The sequence below is a fragment of the Paraburkholderia solitsugae genome, from assembly GCF_013177695.1.
Taxonomy (GTDB): Bacteria; Pseudomonadota; Gammaproteobacteria; order Burkholderiales; family Burkholderiaceae; genus Paraburkholderia; species Paraburkholderia solitsugae.
The window spans coordinates 51,438-68,041 of the sequence record NZ_WOEY01000042.1 but is presented as its reverse complement, the minus strand read 5'-3'; the positions used below and the strand labels follow the sequence as shown (position 1 = coordinate 68,041).

Below are 16,604 nucleotides of genomic sequence, written 5' to 3'. Positions count from 1 at the left end.
TCCGGCCGGTTTGGGCGCACACTCATGATGGCCGTCACGCGGCCTTTTGCAGAATCGCATGACCGAATTCAAGGACACTCAGCAACAGCTCTCGAAGTTCCGCCTGCGCGTCGCGGCGGCGGGCGTGTTCGTGTTCGTCTGCTTCGGGCTGATCGGCTTCCGTTTCCTGGTCCTGCAGGTCTGGCACTACAGCAAGTACTCGCTGCAAGCCGACGAAAACCGCATCTCGGTGGCACCGATCGTGCCGAACCGAGGCATCATCACCGACCGTAACGGCGTGGTGCTGGCCAAGAACTACTCGGCTTATACGCTCGAAATCACCCCGTCGAAGCTGAACGACACGCTCGAAAACGTGATCGACAACCTGGCCACCGTGGTCTCGATCGATGCACGCGACCGGCGCCGCTTCAAGAAGCTGCAGGAAGACTCGAAGAACTTCGAGAGCCTGCCGATCCGGACCCGCCTCACCGATGACGAAGTCGCGCGCTTCACCGCGCAACGCTTCCGCTTTCCGGGCGTGGAAGTGCGCGCACGCCTGTTCCGCCAGTACCCGCTCGGACCGACCGCGGCGCACGTGATCGGCTATATCGGCCGGATTTCGCAGCGCGATCAGGACCGCATCGACGACGCCAGCGACCAGAACGACAGCGATCCGGACCACTACGATCCGCGCCTCGACGCGAACAACTACAAGGGCACTGACTACATCGGCAAGATCGGCGTCGAGCAGAGCTACGAGACGGAGCTGCACGGCCAGACCGGTTTTGAGGAAGTCGAAGTGACTGCGGGTGGCCGGCCCGTACGCACGCTGTCGCGCACCCAGGCAACGCCGGGCAATAACCTTGAACTGTCGATCGACATCGGCCTGCAGCAGGTCGCCGAGCAGGCCTTCGCGGGCCGCCGCGGGGCGCTGGTCGCGATCGAGCCGGCAACCGGCGACGTGCTCGCGTTCGTGTCAGCGCCGAGCTTCGATCCGAATTCGTTTGTCGATGGCATCGATCAGCAGACCTGGGACGATCTCAACAACTCGCCCGACCATCCGCTCCTGAACCGGCCGCTGCACGGCACCTATCCGCCGGGCTCGACCTACAAGCCGTTCATGGCGCTCGCCGCGCTGACGCTGCATAAGCGCACGCCGGGCTGGGGCTTCCAGGATCCGGGCTCGTACACCTTCGGCGGCCATACGTTCCGCAACGACGTGCGCTCCGGCCAGGGCTGGGTCGACATGAATCGCGCGATCGTGGTGTCGAACGACACGTATTTCTACATGCTCGCGCACGATCTCGGCGTCAACAACATCGCCAACTTCATGAAGCCGTGGGGCTTTGGCCAGATCACCGGGATCGACATTTCGGGCGAGGCGCGCGGCATCCTGCCGTCGACAGACTGGAAGCGCAAGGCGTACCGCAAGCCCGAGCAACAGCGCTGGTATGAAGGCGAAACGATCAGCCTGGGCATCGGCCAGGGCTACAACTCGTTCACCATTCTCCAGCTCGCCCATGCCACCGCCACGCTCGCCAACAATGGCGTCGTGATGAAGCCGCACCTCGTGCGCGACATCGAAAATCCGATCACGAAAGAGACGCGCCCGGTCGTGCGCGATCCGAGCGACAAGATCGCCGTCAAGCAATCGGACATCGACATCATCAAGCGTGCAATGGTAGGCGTCGTGACCAACGGCACGGCGTCGAAGCTGTTCATCGGCGCACCGTATCAGGCGGCCGGAAAAACAGGTACGGCGCAGGTCTACTCACTGCAAGGCGCGAACTACAAAGGCCACGCGATCGCCGAACATCTGCGCGACCACGCGCTCTTCATCGCCTTCGCGCCTGCCGAGCAACCGAAGATCGCGCTCGCACTGATCGTCGAAAACGGCGGCTGGGGCGCGGAAGCGGCCGGCCCGATCGCGCGGCGTGTGCTCGACTACTACCTGGTCGGGAAGAACAAGCCCGGCGCTGAAGCGGCTGCTGTCGAGGCGGCAGCCTCGGCGACCCCGGATGCGTCCGCGCCTGAAGTGGGTGGCGCACCAGCGCCGCAAGACGTGGCGCAGCCGGTCAAGATCGCCGCGGGATTCACGGCACTGCCGATTCCGGGTGCGGCTTCGGCCGCAGCGGCGGCTTCTGCTGCGGCGGCTGCATCGTCTGCGGCCGCTGCATCGGCACCTACGGCTGCGGCTGCTGCTTCCGGCGCGTCGGCGGCCGTTGCCGTATCGGCATCCGCGTCCGACACCGCAAAGAACCCGGCGCCGCGTAAATCCGGCGTCCCGCACAAACCCCGCCCGAGCAGCGAACCGGTACCGACCGCCGCCGCCCCGTCGCGGGATGACAGCATTCAGCCTACGTCGCCACGCCAGCCGGTTTCCGGCGGCATCGACGAGTAAGGAGAAAGGCATGCAATTCGACAAGCGCGCCTGGCTCGACCGCATCAAGCGGATGTTCGTGGGCTTCGACCGGCCACTCGCCCTGATCGTGTTTCTGCTCCTGTGCGTCGGCATCGTCACGCTATACAGCGCGACGCTGGACATGCCCGGCCGGGTGGAAGATCAACTGCGCAACATCATGCTGACGTTCGTGCTGATGTGGGCACTGGCCAATGTGCCGCCCACCACGCTGATGCGCTTCGCGCTCCCGCTCTATACATTCGGGATCGCGTTACTGGTTGCCGTGGCGATGTTCGGCCTCACGCGCAAGGGTGCGAAGCGCTGGATCAACGTCGGCGTGGTGATCCAGCCATCGGAGATTCTGAAGATCGCTACACCGTTGATGCTCGCCTGGTACTACCAGCGCCGCGAAGGCGTCATGCGCTGGTACGACTTTCTGGTCGGCTTCCTGATCCTGATTGTCCCGGTCGGCTTGATCGCCAAGCAGCCTGACCTTGGCACCGCCGTGCTGGTATTTGCAGCCGGCTTTTTCGTGATTTATTTCGCGGGGCTCAGTTTCAAGCTGATCGTGCCGGTGCTGATTGCGGGTGTGATCGCGGTCGCTTCGATCGCGGTGTTCCAGGACAAGATCTGTCAGCCGGAAGTGCAGTGGCCGCTGATGCACGATTATCAGAAGCATCGTATCTGTACGCTGCTCGATCCGACGTCCGATCCGCTCGGCAAGGGTTTCCACACGATCCAGGCGGTGATTGCAATCGGCTCGGGCGGCCCACTCGGCAAGGGCTGGCTCAAGGGTACCCAGGCCCATCTGGAGTTCATCCCTGAGAAGCACACCGACTTCATCTTCGCGGTATTTTCCGAGGAGTTCGGGCTGGCGGGCGGGATCGTGCTGCTCACGCTTTATATGCTGCTGATCGCGCGCGGGCTGTTTATCGCGGCGAATGGAGCGACGCTGTTTGGGCGGCTGCTGGCCGGATCGCTGACGATGGCGTTCTTCACCTACGCGTTCGTCAACATCGGCATGGTGAGCGGGATCTTGCCGGTGGTGGGCGTGCCGCTGCCATTCATGAGTTACGGCGGCACTGCGCTGACTACGCTAGGGGTAGCGATCGGCCTCATCATGAACGTCGCGCGGCAGAAGCGGTTGATGCAGAGTTAGCGCGGCGCAGGGCTCGGACCGCGGAGCCGAAGGCTATATAACCGACGGACGCGAAGCCGAATAACGCAAAGTCAAAGCAGGCTACAGAAAGAAGGCTGGATAAACAAAAGGGGCGCACCGTCAGGAGCGCCCCTTTTTCATTTATTGCGGTTTGACCTCGTGTTGATCCCGCAATTGCGCGCTCAGTTGCTGATACTTGAGCTTCGCCGCCGGATCGCCCTGTGCCGCCGCTGCCGCGTAGTACGCGCGCGCCACGTTCAGATTCTTGTCCACGCCGTCGCCACCGCGCTCATAGAACGAGCCGGTCACATACTGCGCGGTCATGTCGCCGCCTTGCGCGGCCTTCTTGTACCAGACGAACGCCTGCTGGTTATCGCGCGCCGTGCCGCGGCCATCGAGGAACTGGTTGGCCAGCGCGAGTTCGGCCTGCACGTGCCCCTGCTGCGCGGCCTTCAGGAACCAGCGATGCGCCTCGACCGGATCACGTCCAACGAACTCGCCATCGTCGTACATCTTGCCGTACACGTACTGCGCGTGCGACATGTTGGCGTCGGCGGCTTTGCGCAGCCACTTCTTGCCTTCGTCGACGTTGGCTGGGGTGCCTTCACCGTTGAGCAGCATCATCGCGTAGTTGAACTCGGCAAGCCGGCTGCCGCGCTCGGCCGCTTTATGGAACTCGGCAAGCGCCTGGCCCAGATTGCCGGCGTTGTAATCGGCGACCGCGGTTTGCGTCTCCGGATCGTTCGACTTCGCGACGTGATTGTCCTGCGCATACGCCGTCACACCCACCATCAACGCCGCTGCGACCGTCAGACGCATCGCGACGCACTGCACCATCCCCGTCATGTCCTCACCTCCTGCAACGCCTGGCGGGTCGCGCGCAACATCCACATGACGTCGGCGGCCAGGGCGATAAAACGAAAACCGGCATCGCGAGACTGCTTTGCGCTCGCGGCATCCATAGCAAAAATTCCGGTGGCGATACCGGCTTTGTCGGCGGCGCTGACGATACGCGCCATCGCCGCCTGCACGTCGGCATGCTTCGAATCGCCGAGGTGGCCGAGGCTCGCAGCCAGATCGGCCGGTCCGACGAACAGGCAATCGACGCCCGGCGTCGCCGCGATCTTCTCCACCTCCTGCAAGCCGCGCGCCGACTCGATCTGCACGATGGTCGCGATCTGCGCGTTGGCGGTCTGCACGTAGTCGCGCCGCATGCCGTACGCAGCCGCTCGCACCGCGCCGGCCACACCGCGCTGACCGTCGAGCGCCTCGGCGGTCGGATACTGCGTCAGACGCACGGCCTGTGCCGCCTCTTCCGCCGTTTCGATATTCGGGAACATCAGCGTGCGGGCGCCGGCGTCCAGCACGCGCTTGATGAGCCACGGCTCGCTGGCGGGCACGCGCACGACCGGCTCGCTCGGCAGATGCGCGGCGGCAATCGCGCGCAATTGCGACGTAACGTCGCCGCTATCGTTCGGCGCATGCTCCATGTCGATCAGCAGCCAGTCGAAACCGGCATGCGCGAGCGCCTCGGCTGCAGCATCGCTGCCGAGCGAAAGCCACAGGCCGAACAGCGGATCGGCTTCTTTCAGACGTTGTTTAAGGGGATTCGTGAAGGTACTCATTGCCGCGCTCCCTGGCGATGGGACACATCGCGTGAAACACGGTTGAGGCTACTGGCGTCGCAGAACAAACCAACGCCAAGGCCGTGGTGGCCTGGATGCCTGCTGCAACGCAATGCGGTGACCGGCATGTCTCGCTCCGTGTGGTTATCGGAGCGATCATACCGTGACAATAACGCGGGGGTTGGGCCGCGGGATGAAGTCGTGCGGCCCGGGTTCAGTCGCGGACCACGTCGGCCCAGCAGTTCGGCGTCTCGAACAGACGCACCTTATGCAAACGCAGATTCACGCCGTAATGCGCGTCGTAGACGTTCGCGAGGATATCGAACGCAACGGCGGCGAGATTTTCAACAGTGGGGATGCGATCGAGCACGACCGTCTTGTGACCGGCCATGGTTTCCAGAAAGCCGCGCACCTGCGTATCGCCTTCGTAGACGAGGAACGCGTGGTCCCACTTGTCGACCAGATGCTCGACCGCGAGCGACTTCACGTCGGCGAAGTCCATCACCATGCCGCGATCCGGCGCACCTTCGGTGTCGACCAGGTCGCCTTGCAGCGTGATTTCGAGCACATAGCGATGGCCGTGCAGATTACGGCACTGGCTGCGGTGATCGGGGATGCGGTGGCCCGCGTCGAATTCGAGTTTTCGTGTAATCGTCAGCACGGCAAATCAGGGAATGTTCAGATACTTGTGGGTCTGCATCGACAGGCGCCATTGCGGATGGCGTTTGCACCAGTCGATCGCGAGCTTCGTGTTGAGGTCGCGCGACGGGCCGTCCATCGGCTGGACGAGGAAATACTCGAAGTCGAGCTTCGCATACTCGGACAAGCGCTGGTTGTCCTGCGGAATCACGACCTTCAGTTCGTTGCCCTTGGTGACGACGAGCGGTGCGTCGGCCTTCGGGCTCACACAGATCCAGTCGATCGTCTCGAGTACCGGCAGCGAGCCGTTGGTTTCGATAGCAATTTCGAAGCCAGCGGCGTGCAGCGCGTCGACAAACGGCTGGTCGATCTGCAGCATTGGTTCACCGCCCGTGCACACCACGAAGCGCTCGCCCTCGCCTTCCGGCCATTGCGACGCGATCATCTGCACCAGTTCTTCAGCCGTGCGGTACTTGCCGCCGTTCTCGCCGTCAGTCCCGACAAAGTCCGTATCGCAGAAGCGGCATACGGCTTCGGCACGATCTTCTTCGCGGCCCGACCACAGATTGCAGCCGGCGAACCGGCAGAACACGGCCGGACGCCCGGCATTCGCGCCCTCGCCCTGCAATGTGTAGAAGATTTCCTTGACCGCGTAAGTCATGCTGCTTTCTGCCTTGTGTTCCTGAAAATAATTGCCTGCGCTGCACCCGTTCGCACGGTGCGCCAGCGCAGCGTAAAACTGTCGTGAGACCGTCAGACCGGTTCGGTCACCTTCTCGCCGGTCAGATACGCTTCATAACCGCGCTTGCGCAAACGGCACGCCGGGCATTCGCCGCAGCCGAAACCCCATGAATGCAGTTCGGCACGCTCGCCAACATAGCAGGTGTGCGTTTCGACGCGCACCAGTTCAACCAGTTCGTCACCGCCCAACTCGTGCGCGAGACGCCATGTGTCGGCCTTGTCGAGCCACATCAGCGGCGTTTCGAGCAGGAAGCGCGTGTCCATGCCGAGGTTCAACGCGACCTGTAATGCCTTCATCGTGTCGTCGCGGCAATCGGGGTAGCCCGAGAAGTCCGTCTCGCACATCCCACCGACCAGCACCTGCAATCCGCGCCGATAGGCGATGGCTGCTGCGATCGTCATGAACATCAGATTGCGGCCCGGTACGAACGTATTCGGCAAGCCGTTCGCCGTGGCGTGAATCTCGATTTCGCGCGTCATCGCGGTATCGCTGATCGAACCGAGCACGGCGAGGTCGATCATATGATCTTCACCGAGGCGGTCGGCCCAAGCCGGAAATGCCCGCGTCACTGCGTTGCGAAACCCTTCGCGGCATTCGAGTTCGACTCGGTGCCGCTGGCCGTAATCGAAGCCCAGCGTCTCAACCGTTTCGTAACGTTCGAGCGCCCAGGCGAGGCACGTGGCGGAATCCTGGCCGCCGGAAAACAGCACCAGAGCGCTACGTTTAGCGTCTTTACGGATCACCGTGAAACTCCGTGAATGATGAGTGTCACGTCGCGCTGCGCGAGGTGCGCCATGCAAGCAACGCGGCGCGACGCGTGCCGGCATTGCTGCCAGCCCAAAGCAGTATAGGCCGCGCCTTCCGCATGCAGAGTCGCTGGGCGCTTATACCGTTAATCGTCGGGCGAAGGGTTCGGCACCTGTTGCAGCCTTGCCGTGCTGCCGCAGCGTGCGCAAAAGGCCCAGCTTCAGGATACGAAAAGACGTGTTTGGTGCGGTGACGCGCCAGTGGAGCGCCGACCGCGCGCTCGCATGCAAGTCCTTGAACTGGCGCGATTTTATCACGCGACGCCCAATACCGCCGAGCACGCCCTGCCGCAGCGGCAAGCAAACCATACCGCCACGAATGCCATCAGAAAAGGAAAAGCCCCAGGAATCTTGCGATTTCCTGGGGCTGAATCCTGGTGGCCTGGGACGGAATCGAACCATCGACACGCGGATTTTCAATCCGCTGCTCTACCAACTGAGCTACCGGGCCAACGAAGAACGAAATGATATCAAAGGGTCAGCACCACGGCAAGCCCCTTCTCGAAAAAATCTGCCGGGCCCGAACCTGCGCGCCTTGCTCGACCGTTCACTCCCCTTTGTTCTTGCCGAGATCGACGCCGAGCTGCTTGAGCTTGCGATACAAGTGCGTGCGCTCCAGGCCTGTCTTTTCAGCGACACGCGTCATGCTGCCATTCTCACGTGCGAGGTGATATTCGAAGTAAGCGCGCTCGAACGCATCACGCGCATCGCGCAACGGGATGTCGAAGGAAATCGACGCCGTTTGCGCGGCCAACGCGCCGCTGCCGATGCCATCCGTCGACAGCATCGGTAATGCAGCCGCCGATGCCACGGCCGAAGCGCTGACCGGCAACGCCGGCTTGGCGACCGCGCCCCCCGGCGCACCCGCCGCATTGCCGCGCGCAAGGCCCTGCTCGACGGCCTTCAACAACTTCTGCAAGGCAATCGGCTTCTCGAGGAAGTTGAGTGCGCCGATCTTGGTCGCTTCGACCGCCGTATCGATCGTTGCGTGACCGGACATCATGATCACCGGCATGGTCAGCTGCCCTTGCGCCGCCCACTCCTTCAGCAAGGTCACGCCGTCGGTATCGGGCATCCAGATGTCGAGCAGCACCAGGTCCGGCGCCTGGCGCAAGCGGAATTCGCGCGCTTCCTGCGCGTTTTCCGCGGCCTCCACGACATGTCCCTCGTCGCTCAGGATCTCCGAGAGCAATTCCCGGATGCCCATTTCATCATCTACCACCAGGATGGTTGCCATTTACGCTGCCCTTGTCTGCACTGTTGCTTTTGTCGTTCCCTGCGACGCATTGCCATGCGCCGGCCGCAGCCCTGCTCCAGGTGCTGCGGCATCGTCTGCCAATTGAAGGAAGAGAATCGAAATCTGCGCGCCTTCGATCACATCGCCCGCTTTCATGCGGTTGCGAATGTCGATGCGCGCACCGTGTTCGTCGACGATCTTCTTGACCATCGCAAGACCGAGACCCGTACCTTTGGCCTTGGTCGTCACATAAGGTTCGAATGCACGTGTGAGGATACGCGCGGGGAAGCCCGGTCCGTTATCCGATACCGTCAGACGTACCGCGACGTGTACTTTGCCTTCCGCGTCGGGGTCTCCGTATTCTACTGTCCTCGTCTCGAGCAACACTCGCGGCTGTTCGACGTCGGCCACGGCATCCTGCGCATTCTGCAGCAGGTTGTGAATTACCTGACGCAATTGCGTCGCGTCACCGCGAATCGCCGGCAAGTCCGCAAGTTCCACCTGAATCGCACCCTTGCCTTCCTCGATACCGTACAGCGTCAGCACCTCGCTGACCAGTTCGTTCAGTTGCAGATGCGCGAGCACCGCCGGCGGCGTACGCGCATAGTCGCGGAAATTGTCGACCATCTGTTTCATCGCCGCGACCTGATTGACGATGGTGGTCGCGCCGCGCTTCAGCACATCGGCATCCGACGGCGACAGCTTGTCGGCAAGCTTCATCTGCAAACGCTCGGCGGACAGCTGAATCGGCGTGAGCGGATTCTTGATCTCGTGCGCGAGACGACGCGCCACTTCGCCCCAGGCGATCGAACGCTGCGCGGAGATCACGTCCGAAATATCGTCGAACACGACGACGTAGCCGGAGGTCTGCATGTCTTCCGCATCGCGGTCGGTGGCGGACACCAGACGCGCGCCGCGCACGAGCAAGGTGAGCGGCTCGGTTTCGCCCGGCACCTGCACCGAAAACTGCTGCTGCCAGTGGCCCCGATCATCGTGACCGTCGCCGCTCGCGGCCTCGCGATCGGCAAAGGCCTTGCGCACCATTCCACCGAATTCGCTCAATACGCCGATCTGCTCAAGCGCCGAACCCAGCACTTCCTGGAACTGCTGACGGAAAATGCGCTCAGCGCCGCGGTTCGCGGTAGTGAGGCGGAACTGCCGGTCGAATACGAACACGCCCGCGGTCAGGTTCGCGAGAATGCTTTCCAGATAGGCCTTCGAATGCTCGAGCGCGATGCGGTTGTTCTCGACCGCCGCGCGCGCTTCGGACAACTGCCGCGTCATCGCGTTAAACGACTGCGTGAGGAAGCCCAGTTCGTCGCGCGACTTGATTTCGCGTTTTGGCGTGTAGTCGCCTTCGGTCACTTCCTTGGTGCCCTGCGCAAGCAGGAACAACGGCCGCGCAAGCTGATTGCCGAGTGCGAGCGCCAGCATCATCGCGATGAAGGTAGCGAGGAACAGCGCAAGCGTCAGCGTGCCGATATACATCTTGCGCAAGCCAGTGCGGCCCAGCGCCTTTTCCTGATACTCGCGATACGCACGCTGCACGGCATCGGCGTTGCGCGCGAGCGTGGGCGACACCGGCTGCGTGAGTTGCAGAAAACGTTCGGTAGGCTGCAGCAGCGACGCGTTCGAATCGGGAATGCGCTGCACGACGCGCAGCCGCAGCGCACCCTTGCCGCCATGCGCGTTCGGATCGCCATCGACTTCACCCTCGATCGCCGCATAGCCGCGGCCACGCGCCTGATCGATCATCAACGGCGTGGGCAAGTCAGTCGTCAAGAGCGTCGCGTAATTGCCGGATGCCTGCGCCACCACATGCATGTCCGGTGTCGCGCCCGACATGCTGCGCGTGGGTTCGACGATCGTCGCGTCCTGCACGCCGAACTGATCGCGCAAGCGCAGGAGCGTGAGCGTGGTGCCGGCGGCATCTGCGCTCGCCAGCTGCTCGGACATCAAGCGGCCCTTGGTCTGCAGATCGGACAGCGACGCGTCGAGCATGCCGCGGCCGAGATTCAGGCCCGAGGTCAGCGCGGTTTCGACGTTCACGTCGAACCACGACTCGATACTGCGCGATACGAACTGGTACGAGACGACGTAAATGATGCCCCCCGGCACCACGCCGACCAGCGCCATGAAGAACGCGAGTTTCGCTAACAGCCGCGTGCCGAACTTACCTTTTTTAAGCCGGGCAATGATGATGATGACGAGCGTCGCCACCACCAGCAAAAAGATCATCGCGACAATGAGGTTGGCCGCGTACAACCACTGGTAATAGCGGTCGAAAAATTCGGTATTCGCGCTCGCCGCTGCAAGCAGCACGAGCAGCAGCACGGCCGTTACGGCGACCGTGGACACCAGCACGCGCACGACGATGCTGCTGACACTGGTGTCGCGGCGCACTCTATTTAGCACGTTCGGTCACCGTGAAGGTAAAGCGCTTCCAATCCGACGAAAGGCTCCAGTCGCGGTTGTTCACCGCGTCGATCTGGAACGGCTTGGGCATCAGCGCGATGTCGAGTTGCATGCGCACCGACGCGTTGTACGTCTCTCCGACATGCACCTGATTGCGGTCGATCACATGCCACGACGTGACGTGCTTGATCACCGCGAGCGCATCTTTCAGCGTCGAGAAGCCGAGCTGCAACCCACCCGACGACACGCTCGACACGCGGTACTCACGCGTGAGCGGCTGGAACGACAGGCGGATGCTCTGCGACACGCTCACCGGCTGTTCGTCGAACCAGTACCAGCGCGGCCGGCTCAGTTCGAAGTCCGTCGTGAAGTACAGCGGAATGCCTTTGTTGACGGCGTCTTCGAGATTGCTGTTCAGGTCAAAATCGAAACGCGCGTCGATATTCCAGCCGGTGTTGTCCGATTGCAGCGAGGCGCGCTGCACCGCGATCGAATCGGCATACGCCGCGCCCGGTGCGGCAAGCCATACGGCCAGCACGATCCAGAGCACGGCAGCGAGCCGAAGCGGGAAGAAGCGTTTGATGGTCACCGTTTCTGAAAGCGCGCGTAGAAAAATCCGTCGTGGTCTGAGTTCGAGCCGGCGCTGTCTTCAGCGGCGTGTCCGGCATGAGAACCGGCCGATGTGTCGGCGGGCGCGCAGGCAACGGAGGGTAAAAGTTGCCCCGGCGCGTCCAATCGTACCGCATCCTGGTACTTGTCTCCAAACCACTGTGCCTGCAACTCGCCTTCTTCGGGGAAGATCGAACACGTAACGTAGAGCAACTCGCCGCCTGGTTTCACGAGCGGCCATAGCGCGTCGAGAATGCGGCGCTGCTCGGCGACCAGCGCAGGGATATCGGACGCGCGGCGCAGCCAGCGAATATCCGGATGACGCCGCACGATGCCCGAGGCCGAACACGGCACGTCGGCCAGAATGCGATCGAACGGCTGGTCGATGTCGTCATGCCATTTTGCGGGCGCACCCGCGTCGCCGATCCGCACTTCCGCTTCGAGCTTGAGCCGCTGCAAGTTTTCACCAATGCGACGCGCGCGCGACGCATCGCTTTCGAGCGCCACGAGCTGCAGGTTGGCGAGTTCGAGCAGGTGGCCGGTTTTACCGCCAGGCGCCGCGCACGCGTCGAGCACGCGCATGCCGTCACGCACGCCAAGCAATTCCGCGGCGAGTTGTGCGCCGGCGTCCTGCACCGACACCACGCCGTCGTTGAAGCCGGGGATGCGGTCGACCGGCATCGGCGTGGCGAGCTTGACGGCGTACTCGCCGGCTCTGCTCGCGGGGATGTGATGGTTTTGCAGTACCTGCAGATAGGCATCGACCGTCGAGCGGCGTGCATTCACGCGCAACGTCAGCGGACCTTGCGTATTGCCGGAAGCGAGCACCGCTTGCCATGCGTCGGGCCAAGCGGCTTTCACCGCGTCGATCCACCACACCGGGTAGTTCCAGCGCGCAACTTCGTCGGCTTGCGCTGCGCTCAGCAGCGCCTCGCGCTCGCGTAGGAAATTGCGCAGCACGGCGTTGACGAGGCCCTTCGCGAACGCGAATTCACGACGCGCGGCGATGGCGCCCACCGCCTGGTCGACAACCGTGAACGGCGCGTAGGCGGCGTTCGCTTCGTCGTCGACGAGCAAGGCGAGCGCGCACGCGAGCACATGACCGACGTGCGGCGGCGGCGCCTTCTTCACCAGTTTCGCGATCAGCCACTCGGCGGTCGCCAGGCGCCGCATGGTGCGGTACGCGATGTCCTGCACGGCGCCGCGCGCAGCGGCGGCGCTGCCCTCAGGCGCGGAGACGAATACGGATTGCAGCGCGGCTGGCAAAGCCGCGCCGAGGCGCACGGCACCGACGGCCTGGCCCGCGCAGTCGAGCGCGAAACCGAGCGATTCGGGCGCGAGGTGCAGCATCGACAAACGGGATTCGCGCGGACGCGCCGATGAGGAAGCAGAACGCGAAGAAGGCTTTGGAGTCATGAAAGAGGCAAAGGCAGGCCGCGCGGTGCGCGCGACGCAAACAGCACCCATTGTAGCGTGGCGCGGGGCGGGGGCCGCCGAGGGCGGCCCGGCGGTGACGCTCGAACAAAAAAGGCGAGCCCGCAGACTCGCCTCTCATCACGCCGGGTTAGTGCGCCCGTTACTCGAAGCGCCCCGTACGCGCCATCTCCATCAAACGTGCGATGCGCTCCTCGGTGGCCGGGTGCGTGGAGAACAGATTCGCAATGCCCCCGCTCGCCAGCGGATTCATGATCATCATCTGCGCGGTGGCCGGATGCTGCTCGGCCGTGGGGAACGGAATCCCGCTCGCGTAGCGATGGATCTTGTCGAGCGCCGAGGCGAGCGCCTGCGGATCGCCGGAAATCTGCGCGCCGCCGCGGTCCGCTTCGAATTCACGCGCACGCGAGATCGCCATCTGAATCAGCGCACCGGCGATCGGCGCGAGCAACGCAACGGCAATGCCCGCGATCGGGTTCGTCGGACGGCCGTTTTCGTCGCGGCTGCCGAAGAACATCGCGAAGTTCGCCAGCGCGGAAATGGCGCCGGCCATGGTCGCCGACACCGTGGAGATCAGGATGTCGCGGTGCTTCACGTGCGCCAGTTCGTGCGCCATCACGCCGCGCATTTCGCGCTCGGACAGCACGCGCAAGATGCCGGTGGTGGCGGCAACCGCCGCATGCTCCGGATTGCGGCCGGTGGCGAAGGCGTTCGGCGCGTCTTCGTTGATCAGATAGACGCGCGGCATCGGCAGATTGGCGCGGGTGGCGAGCTCGCGCACCATGCGATAGAACTGCGGCGCGCTGTTTTCGTCGACTTCCTGCGCGTTGTACATGCGCAGGACCATCTTGTCCGAGAACCAGTACGAAAAGAAATTCATCCCAAGGGCGATCACGAGCGCGATCATCATGCCGCGCGACCCGCCGATCATCCCGCCGATCACGATGAAAAGGGCCGTGATCGCGGCCATCAACATCGCGGTTTTGACCCAATTGAACATGTCTGCAACTCCTTGCCCTGACGCGGGTTCATATCTGCGCCGCATGATCGCGGCGGCCGATTGTAAGCTAAATGTTAGATATGGGCGCGTGAGGAAAATTCAATCATCTTGATGCGGTGGCGAGCTTGATGCCCAAGCCGACGAATGCGCTGCCGACGCCGCGATCCAGCCACCGCTTGACCGACGGCTTGCCCGAGAAACGCCGGGTCACACTGCCGGCGATCCACGCGACAAAACTGTTCCAGATCATGCTCATCACGACGAATACCGCGCCGAGCGTGAGAAACGCCAACGCCTTATGGTCGCTGCCCGTTGTGACGAATTGCGGAAAGAACGACACGAAGAACAGCACGACCTTGGGGTTCAGCACATTGGTCCAGAAACCCTGCAGGAAAAGCTGACGCAGCGATTTCGGCGCGCCGGCCGCGCGCGCTTCGCCCACCGCCTGGTCTGCCTCCGGTTTCGCGAAAACCAGGCGCACGCCGAGATAGATCAGATAAATAGCGCCGACGAACTTGATGACGGTGAACGCGGTGGCCGAAGCGGCCAGCAGCGCCGTCAAGCCGAACGCACAAGCCAGTGAATGAACGCAGCAACCGGCAGAGATGCCGAGCGCGGACATCAGACCTGCGCCACGCCCCTGAGCGACGCTGCGCCCGACGATGTAAGCCGTATCGGGGCCGGGCGTCACGTTCAGCAGAAAGACCGCGACGACGAAAAACTCGAAATGGGTGATGCCGAACATGGGGATCCTCGGAATGCGGGGCGTTGCATAGAGGATTCTAACGCGCCGCGGGCTTGCGGCGAGGGTCTTGACCATCGGCCGAACGGACGATGGTCAAGGTCTGCGCAAGACGGTTATTTTGCTTCCGGAAGCTGGAAACGCTGACCCGGGGCCAGCGTTGCGCCGGCCAGGAATTCACGCACCGGCAAGCGCTTGCCGCCGGGTTTCTGCAGTTGCGTGAGACGCAGCGCGCCTTCGCCACAGGCAACCACCACGCCTTCGAGAGAGACGTCGGCGATCGTGCCGGGCGCTTTGTTGCCTTGCGCCTCGAGCGGGACCGCTGCCCAGATTTTGATCGACGTGCCATCTTCCAGCGTCCCCACGCCGCCGGGGAACGGGTCGAACGCGCGCACCTGACGCGCCAGGACTGCGGCCGGCTTACGCCAGTCGAGCGCGGCTTCGTGCTTGCCGATCTTTTCCGCGTAGGTCACACCGTCTGCAGGCTGCGGCGTTGCCGGCAGCTTGCCGCTGCGCTCGAGTTCGATCAGCGCTTCGACGATCAGTCTCGCGCCGTCTTGTGCGAGGCGGTCGTGGAGGGTGGCCGTGGTGTCGTCGTCCGAAATCTGCGTGCGTGCTTCAGAGATCATCGCGCCAGTGTCGAGACCGACGTCCATCTGCATCAACGTGATGCCGGTTTCAGCGTCGCCCGCCTCGATCGCGCGGTGGATCGGCGCGGCGCCGCGCCAGCGCGGCAACAACGACGCGTGAATGTTGATGCAACCCAGCAGCGGAATATCGAGCACTTCCTGCGGCAGGATCAGGCCATAGGCAGCCACCACCATCACGTCGTGGGGCGTAGCGTGCAACTGGTCAATCGCAGCGACGGCTTCAGCCGGATATTTGCCGGTGCGGCGCAGCGAAGGCGGCTGCGCCACGGTAAGCCCATGCTCCTGCGCGTAACGCTTGACCGGGCTCGCCTGCAATTTCATCCCGCGTCCGGCGGGCCGGTCGGGCTGGGTCAGCACCAGCGGCACCGGAAACCCGGCGCTGTGGATCGCGGCCAGCGCGGCCGCGGCGAACTCCGGCGTACCGGCAAAGATGACGCGCAACGAATGACTCATGAAGGGGTGCGGTAGGCGAGGTGGACGCGCATTACATCGCGTGGGCGAGCTTCTTCATCTTGCTCTTGATGCGCGTCTGCTTGAGCGACGACAGGTACTCGACGAACACGCGGCCCATCAGGTGATCCATTTCGTGCTGAATGCACACGGCCAGCAAGCCTTCGCAATCCAGCTCGAAGGTTTCGCCCTTCTCGTTCAGCGCCCGCACGCGCACTTTCTCAGCGCGCTCGACGTTGTCGTAAATGCCCGGCACCGAGAGGCAGCCCTCTTCCGAGAGCTTCTTCTCGTCGCTCGACCAGATGATTTCCGGGTTGATGAAAGCGAGCAGTTCGTCGTGCGTTTCCGACACGTCGATCACGACCACGCGTTCATGCACGTCCACCTGGGTCGCGGCGAGACCGACGCCGGGCGCCGAGTACATCGTTTCGGCCATGTCGGCGACGAGCCGGCGGATGCGGTCGTTGACCACGTCGACCGGCTTCGCAATCTTGTGCAGCCGCTTGTCCGGGTAATTGAGGATGTTCAGTAAAGCCATGATCTTGAGTGTGTTTTTTCGGCGCCGCTGACCAGTGGAAGGCTAGCGTTGGCCATTCGGCCAGGTTGTGGGCGCATCGCGTTACGCAGAGGATAGAGGCTGTCGAACCGGTTCGATTCAACGCGCCACGTGCGCTAAACGACGAGCCCGCGCGGGTGGGCGCGGCGCTGCAGTTATT

Annotated in this window: 16 protein-coding genes and 1 tRNA gene; 2 read left to right on the top strand and 15 right to left on the bottom strand. The window is 63.3% G+C overall.

The genetic code is table 11. The annotated features are described in order from the left end of the window. Nucleotides 1–58: 58 nt before the first annotated feature. Together mrdA and rodA are read left to right on the top strand one after the other, a co-directional pair. A complete protein-coding gene (mrdA, locus tag GNZ12_RS11055) occupies nucleotides 59–2,380 on the top strand; it encodes a penicillin-binding protein 2 (RefSeq protein ID WP_172310375.1) in 2,322 nt (773 codons plus the stop codon). Between the two features lie 10 nt (nucleotides 2,381–2,390). Then, nucleotides 2,391–3,539, top strand: coding sequence for a rod shape-determining protein RodA (gene rodA, locus GNZ12_RS11050; protein WP_172310374.1), 1,149 nt, complete (start codon nucleotides 2,391–2,393; stop codon nucleotides 3,537–3,539). A 141-nt stretch (nucleotides 3,540–3,680) separates the two neighbouring features. Here the strand turns inward: rodA and GNZ12_RS11045 are convergent, their stop codons facing one another. From GNZ12_RS11045 to def, 15 genes are all read right to left on the bottom strand, one after another. Then, nucleotides 3,681–4,385, bottom strand: coding sequence for a tetratricopeptide repeat protein (locus GNZ12_RS11045; RefSeq protein ID WP_172310373.1), 705 nt, complete (start codon nucleotides 4,383–4,385; stop codon nucleotides 3,681–3,683). Next, nucleotides 4,382–5,164, bottom strand: a complete 783-nt coding sequence (locus GNZ12_RS11040; protein WP_172310372.1) for an HpcH/HpaI aldolase family protein — start codon at nucleotides 5,162–5,164, stop codon at nucleotides 4,382–4,384. Before GNZ12_RS11040 ends, GNZ12_RS11045 begins: the two co-directional genes overlap by 4 nt. 214 nt (nucleotides 5,165–5,378) lie before the next feature. Then, nucleotides 5,379–5,822, bottom strand: coding sequence for a 6-carboxytetrahydropterin synthase QueD (gene queD, locus GNZ12_RS11035; RefSeq protein ID WP_093634683.1), 444 nt, complete (start codon nucleotides 5,820–5,822; stop codon nucleotides 5,379–5,381). 9 nt (nucleotides 5,823–5,831) lie between these two features. Next, nucleotides 5,832–6,464, bottom strand: a complete 633-nt coding sequence (gene queE, locus GNZ12_RS11030; protein WP_074285747.1) for a 7-carboxy-7-deazaguanine synthase — start codon at nucleotides 6,462–6,464, stop codon at nucleotides 5,832–5,834. Nucleotides 6,465–6,556: 92 nt separating this feature from the next. Further along, nucleotides 6,557–7,288, bottom strand: a complete 732-nt coding sequence (queC, locus tag GNZ12_RS11025) for a 7-cyano-7-deazaguanine synthase QueC (protein ID WP_172310371.1) — start codon at nucleotides 7,286–7,288, stop codon at nucleotides 6,557–6,559. 141 nt (nucleotides 7,289–7,429) lie between these two features. Further along, nucleotides 7,430–7,759, bottom strand: coding sequence for a hypothetical protein (locus tag GNZ12_RS11020; RefSeq protein ID WP_172310370.1), 330 nt, complete (start codon nucleotides 7,757–7,759; stop codon nucleotides 7,430–7,432). Then, nucleotides 7,727–7,802, bottom strand: a tRNA-Phe gene (locus GNZ12_RS11015). Before GNZ12_RS11015 ends, GNZ12_RS11020 begins: the two co-directional genes overlap by 33 nt. 96 nt (nucleotides 7,803–7,898) lie before the next feature. Then, nucleotides 7,899–8,588, bottom strand: coding sequence for a response regulator transcription factor EsaR (gene esaR / locus GNZ12_RS11010; protein ID WP_074285750.1), 690 nt, complete (start codon nucleotides 8,586–8,588; stop codon nucleotides 7,899–7,901). After that, nucleotides 8,589–11,003, bottom strand: coding sequence for a sensor histidine kinase (locus tag GNZ12_RS11005; protein WP_172310369.1), 2,415 nt, complete (start codon nucleotides 11,001–11,003; stop codon nucleotides 8,589–8,591). Then, the gene (locus GNZ12_RS11000; RefSeq protein WP_172310368.1) at nucleotides 10,993–11,592 is read right to left on the bottom strand and encodes a DUF4390 domain-containing protein; all 600 of its coding nucleotides are present in this window, start codon (nucleotides 11,590–11,592) and stop codon (nucleotides 10,993–10,995) included. Before GNZ12_RS11000 ends, GNZ12_RS11005 begins: the two co-directional genes overlap by 11 nt. Then, nucleotides 11,589–13,028, bottom strand: coding sequence for a 16S rRNA (cytosine(967)-C(5))-methyltransferase RsmB (gene rsmB / locus GNZ12_RS10995; protein WP_172310367.1), 1,440 nt, complete (start codon nucleotides 13,026–13,028; stop codon nucleotides 11,589–11,591). The genes GNZ12_RS11000 and rsmB overlap by 4 nt, the downstream gene beginning before the upstream one ends. A gap of 160 nt (nucleotides 13,029–13,188) precedes the next feature. Further along, nucleotides 13,189–14,046, bottom strand: a complete 858-nt coding sequence (htpX, locus tag GNZ12_RS10990; RefSeq protein ID WP_172310366.1) for a zinc metalloprotease HtpX — start codon at nucleotides 14,044–14,046, stop codon at nucleotides 13,189–13,191. A gap of 103 nt (nucleotides 14,047–14,149) precedes the next feature. Then, nucleotides 14,150–14,791 carry a LysE family translocator gene (locus GNZ12_RS10985; protein WP_172310365.1) on the bottom strand — a complete coding sequence of 214 codons (642 nt, stop codon included), beginning with the start codon at nucleotides 14,789–14,791 and terminating at the stop codon, nucleotides 14,150–14,152. 113 nt (nucleotides 14,792–14,904) lie between these two features. Then, nucleotides 14,905–15,891, bottom strand: a complete 987-nt coding sequence (gene fmt, locus GNZ12_RS10980; RefSeq protein WP_172310364.1) for a methionyl-tRNA formyltransferase — start codon at nucleotides 15,889–15,891, stop codon at nucleotides 14,905–14,907. Between the two features lie 31 nt (nucleotides 15,892–15,922). After that, nucleotides 15,923–16,426 carry a peptide deformylase gene (def, locus tag GNZ12_RS10975; RefSeq protein WP_172310363.1) on the bottom strand — a complete coding sequence of 168 codons (504 nt, stop codon included), beginning with the start codon at nucleotides 16,424–16,426 and terminating at the stop codon, nucleotides 15,923–15,925. Nucleotides 16,427–16,604: the final 178 nt, after the last annotated feature.

Bases quoted from the DNA above. Each gene is read 5' to 3' on its own strand.
- mrdA (WP_172310375.1), top strand. From the start codon at position 59: ATGACCGAATTCAAGGACACTCAGCAACAGCTCTCGAAGTTCCGCCTG.
- rodA (WP_172310374.1), top strand. From the start codon at position 2,391: ATGCAATTCGACAAGCGCGCCTGGCTCGACCGCATCAAGCGGATGTTC.
- GNZ12_RS11045 (WP_172310373.1), bottom strand. From the start codon at position 4,385: ATGACGGGGATGGTGCAGTGCGTCGCGATGCGTCTGACGGTCGCAGCG.
- GNZ12_RS11040 (WP_172310372.1), bottom strand. From the start codon at position 5,164: ATGAGTACCTTCACGAATCCCCTTAAACAACGTCTGAAAGAAGCCGAT.
- queE (WP_074285747.1), bottom strand. From the start codon at position 6,464: ATGACTTACGCGGTCAAGGAAATCTTCTACACATTGCAGGGCGAGGGC.
- esaR (WP_074285750.1), bottom strand. From the start codon at position 8,588: ATGGCAACCATCCTGGTGGTAGATGATGAAATGGGCATCCGGGAATTG.
- rsmB (WP_172310367.1), bottom strand. From the start codon at position 13,028: ATGACTCCAAAGCCTTCTTCGCGTTCTGCTTCCTCATCGGCGCGTCCG.
- htpX (WP_172310366.1), bottom strand. From the start codon at position 14,046: ATGTTCAATTGGGTCAAAACCGCGATGTTGATGGCCGCGATCACGGCC.
- GNZ12_RS10985 (WP_172310365.1), bottom strand. From the start codon at position 14,791: ATGTTCGGCATCACCCATTTCGAGTTTTTCGTCGTCGCGGTCTTTCTG.
- fmt (WP_172310364.1), bottom strand. From the start codon at position 15,891: ATGAGTCATTCGTTGCGCGTCATCTTTGCCGGTACGCCGGAGTTCGCC.
- def (WP_172310363.1), bottom strand. From the start codon at position 16,426: ATGGCTTTACTGAACATCCTCAATTACCCGGACAAGCGGCTGCACAAG.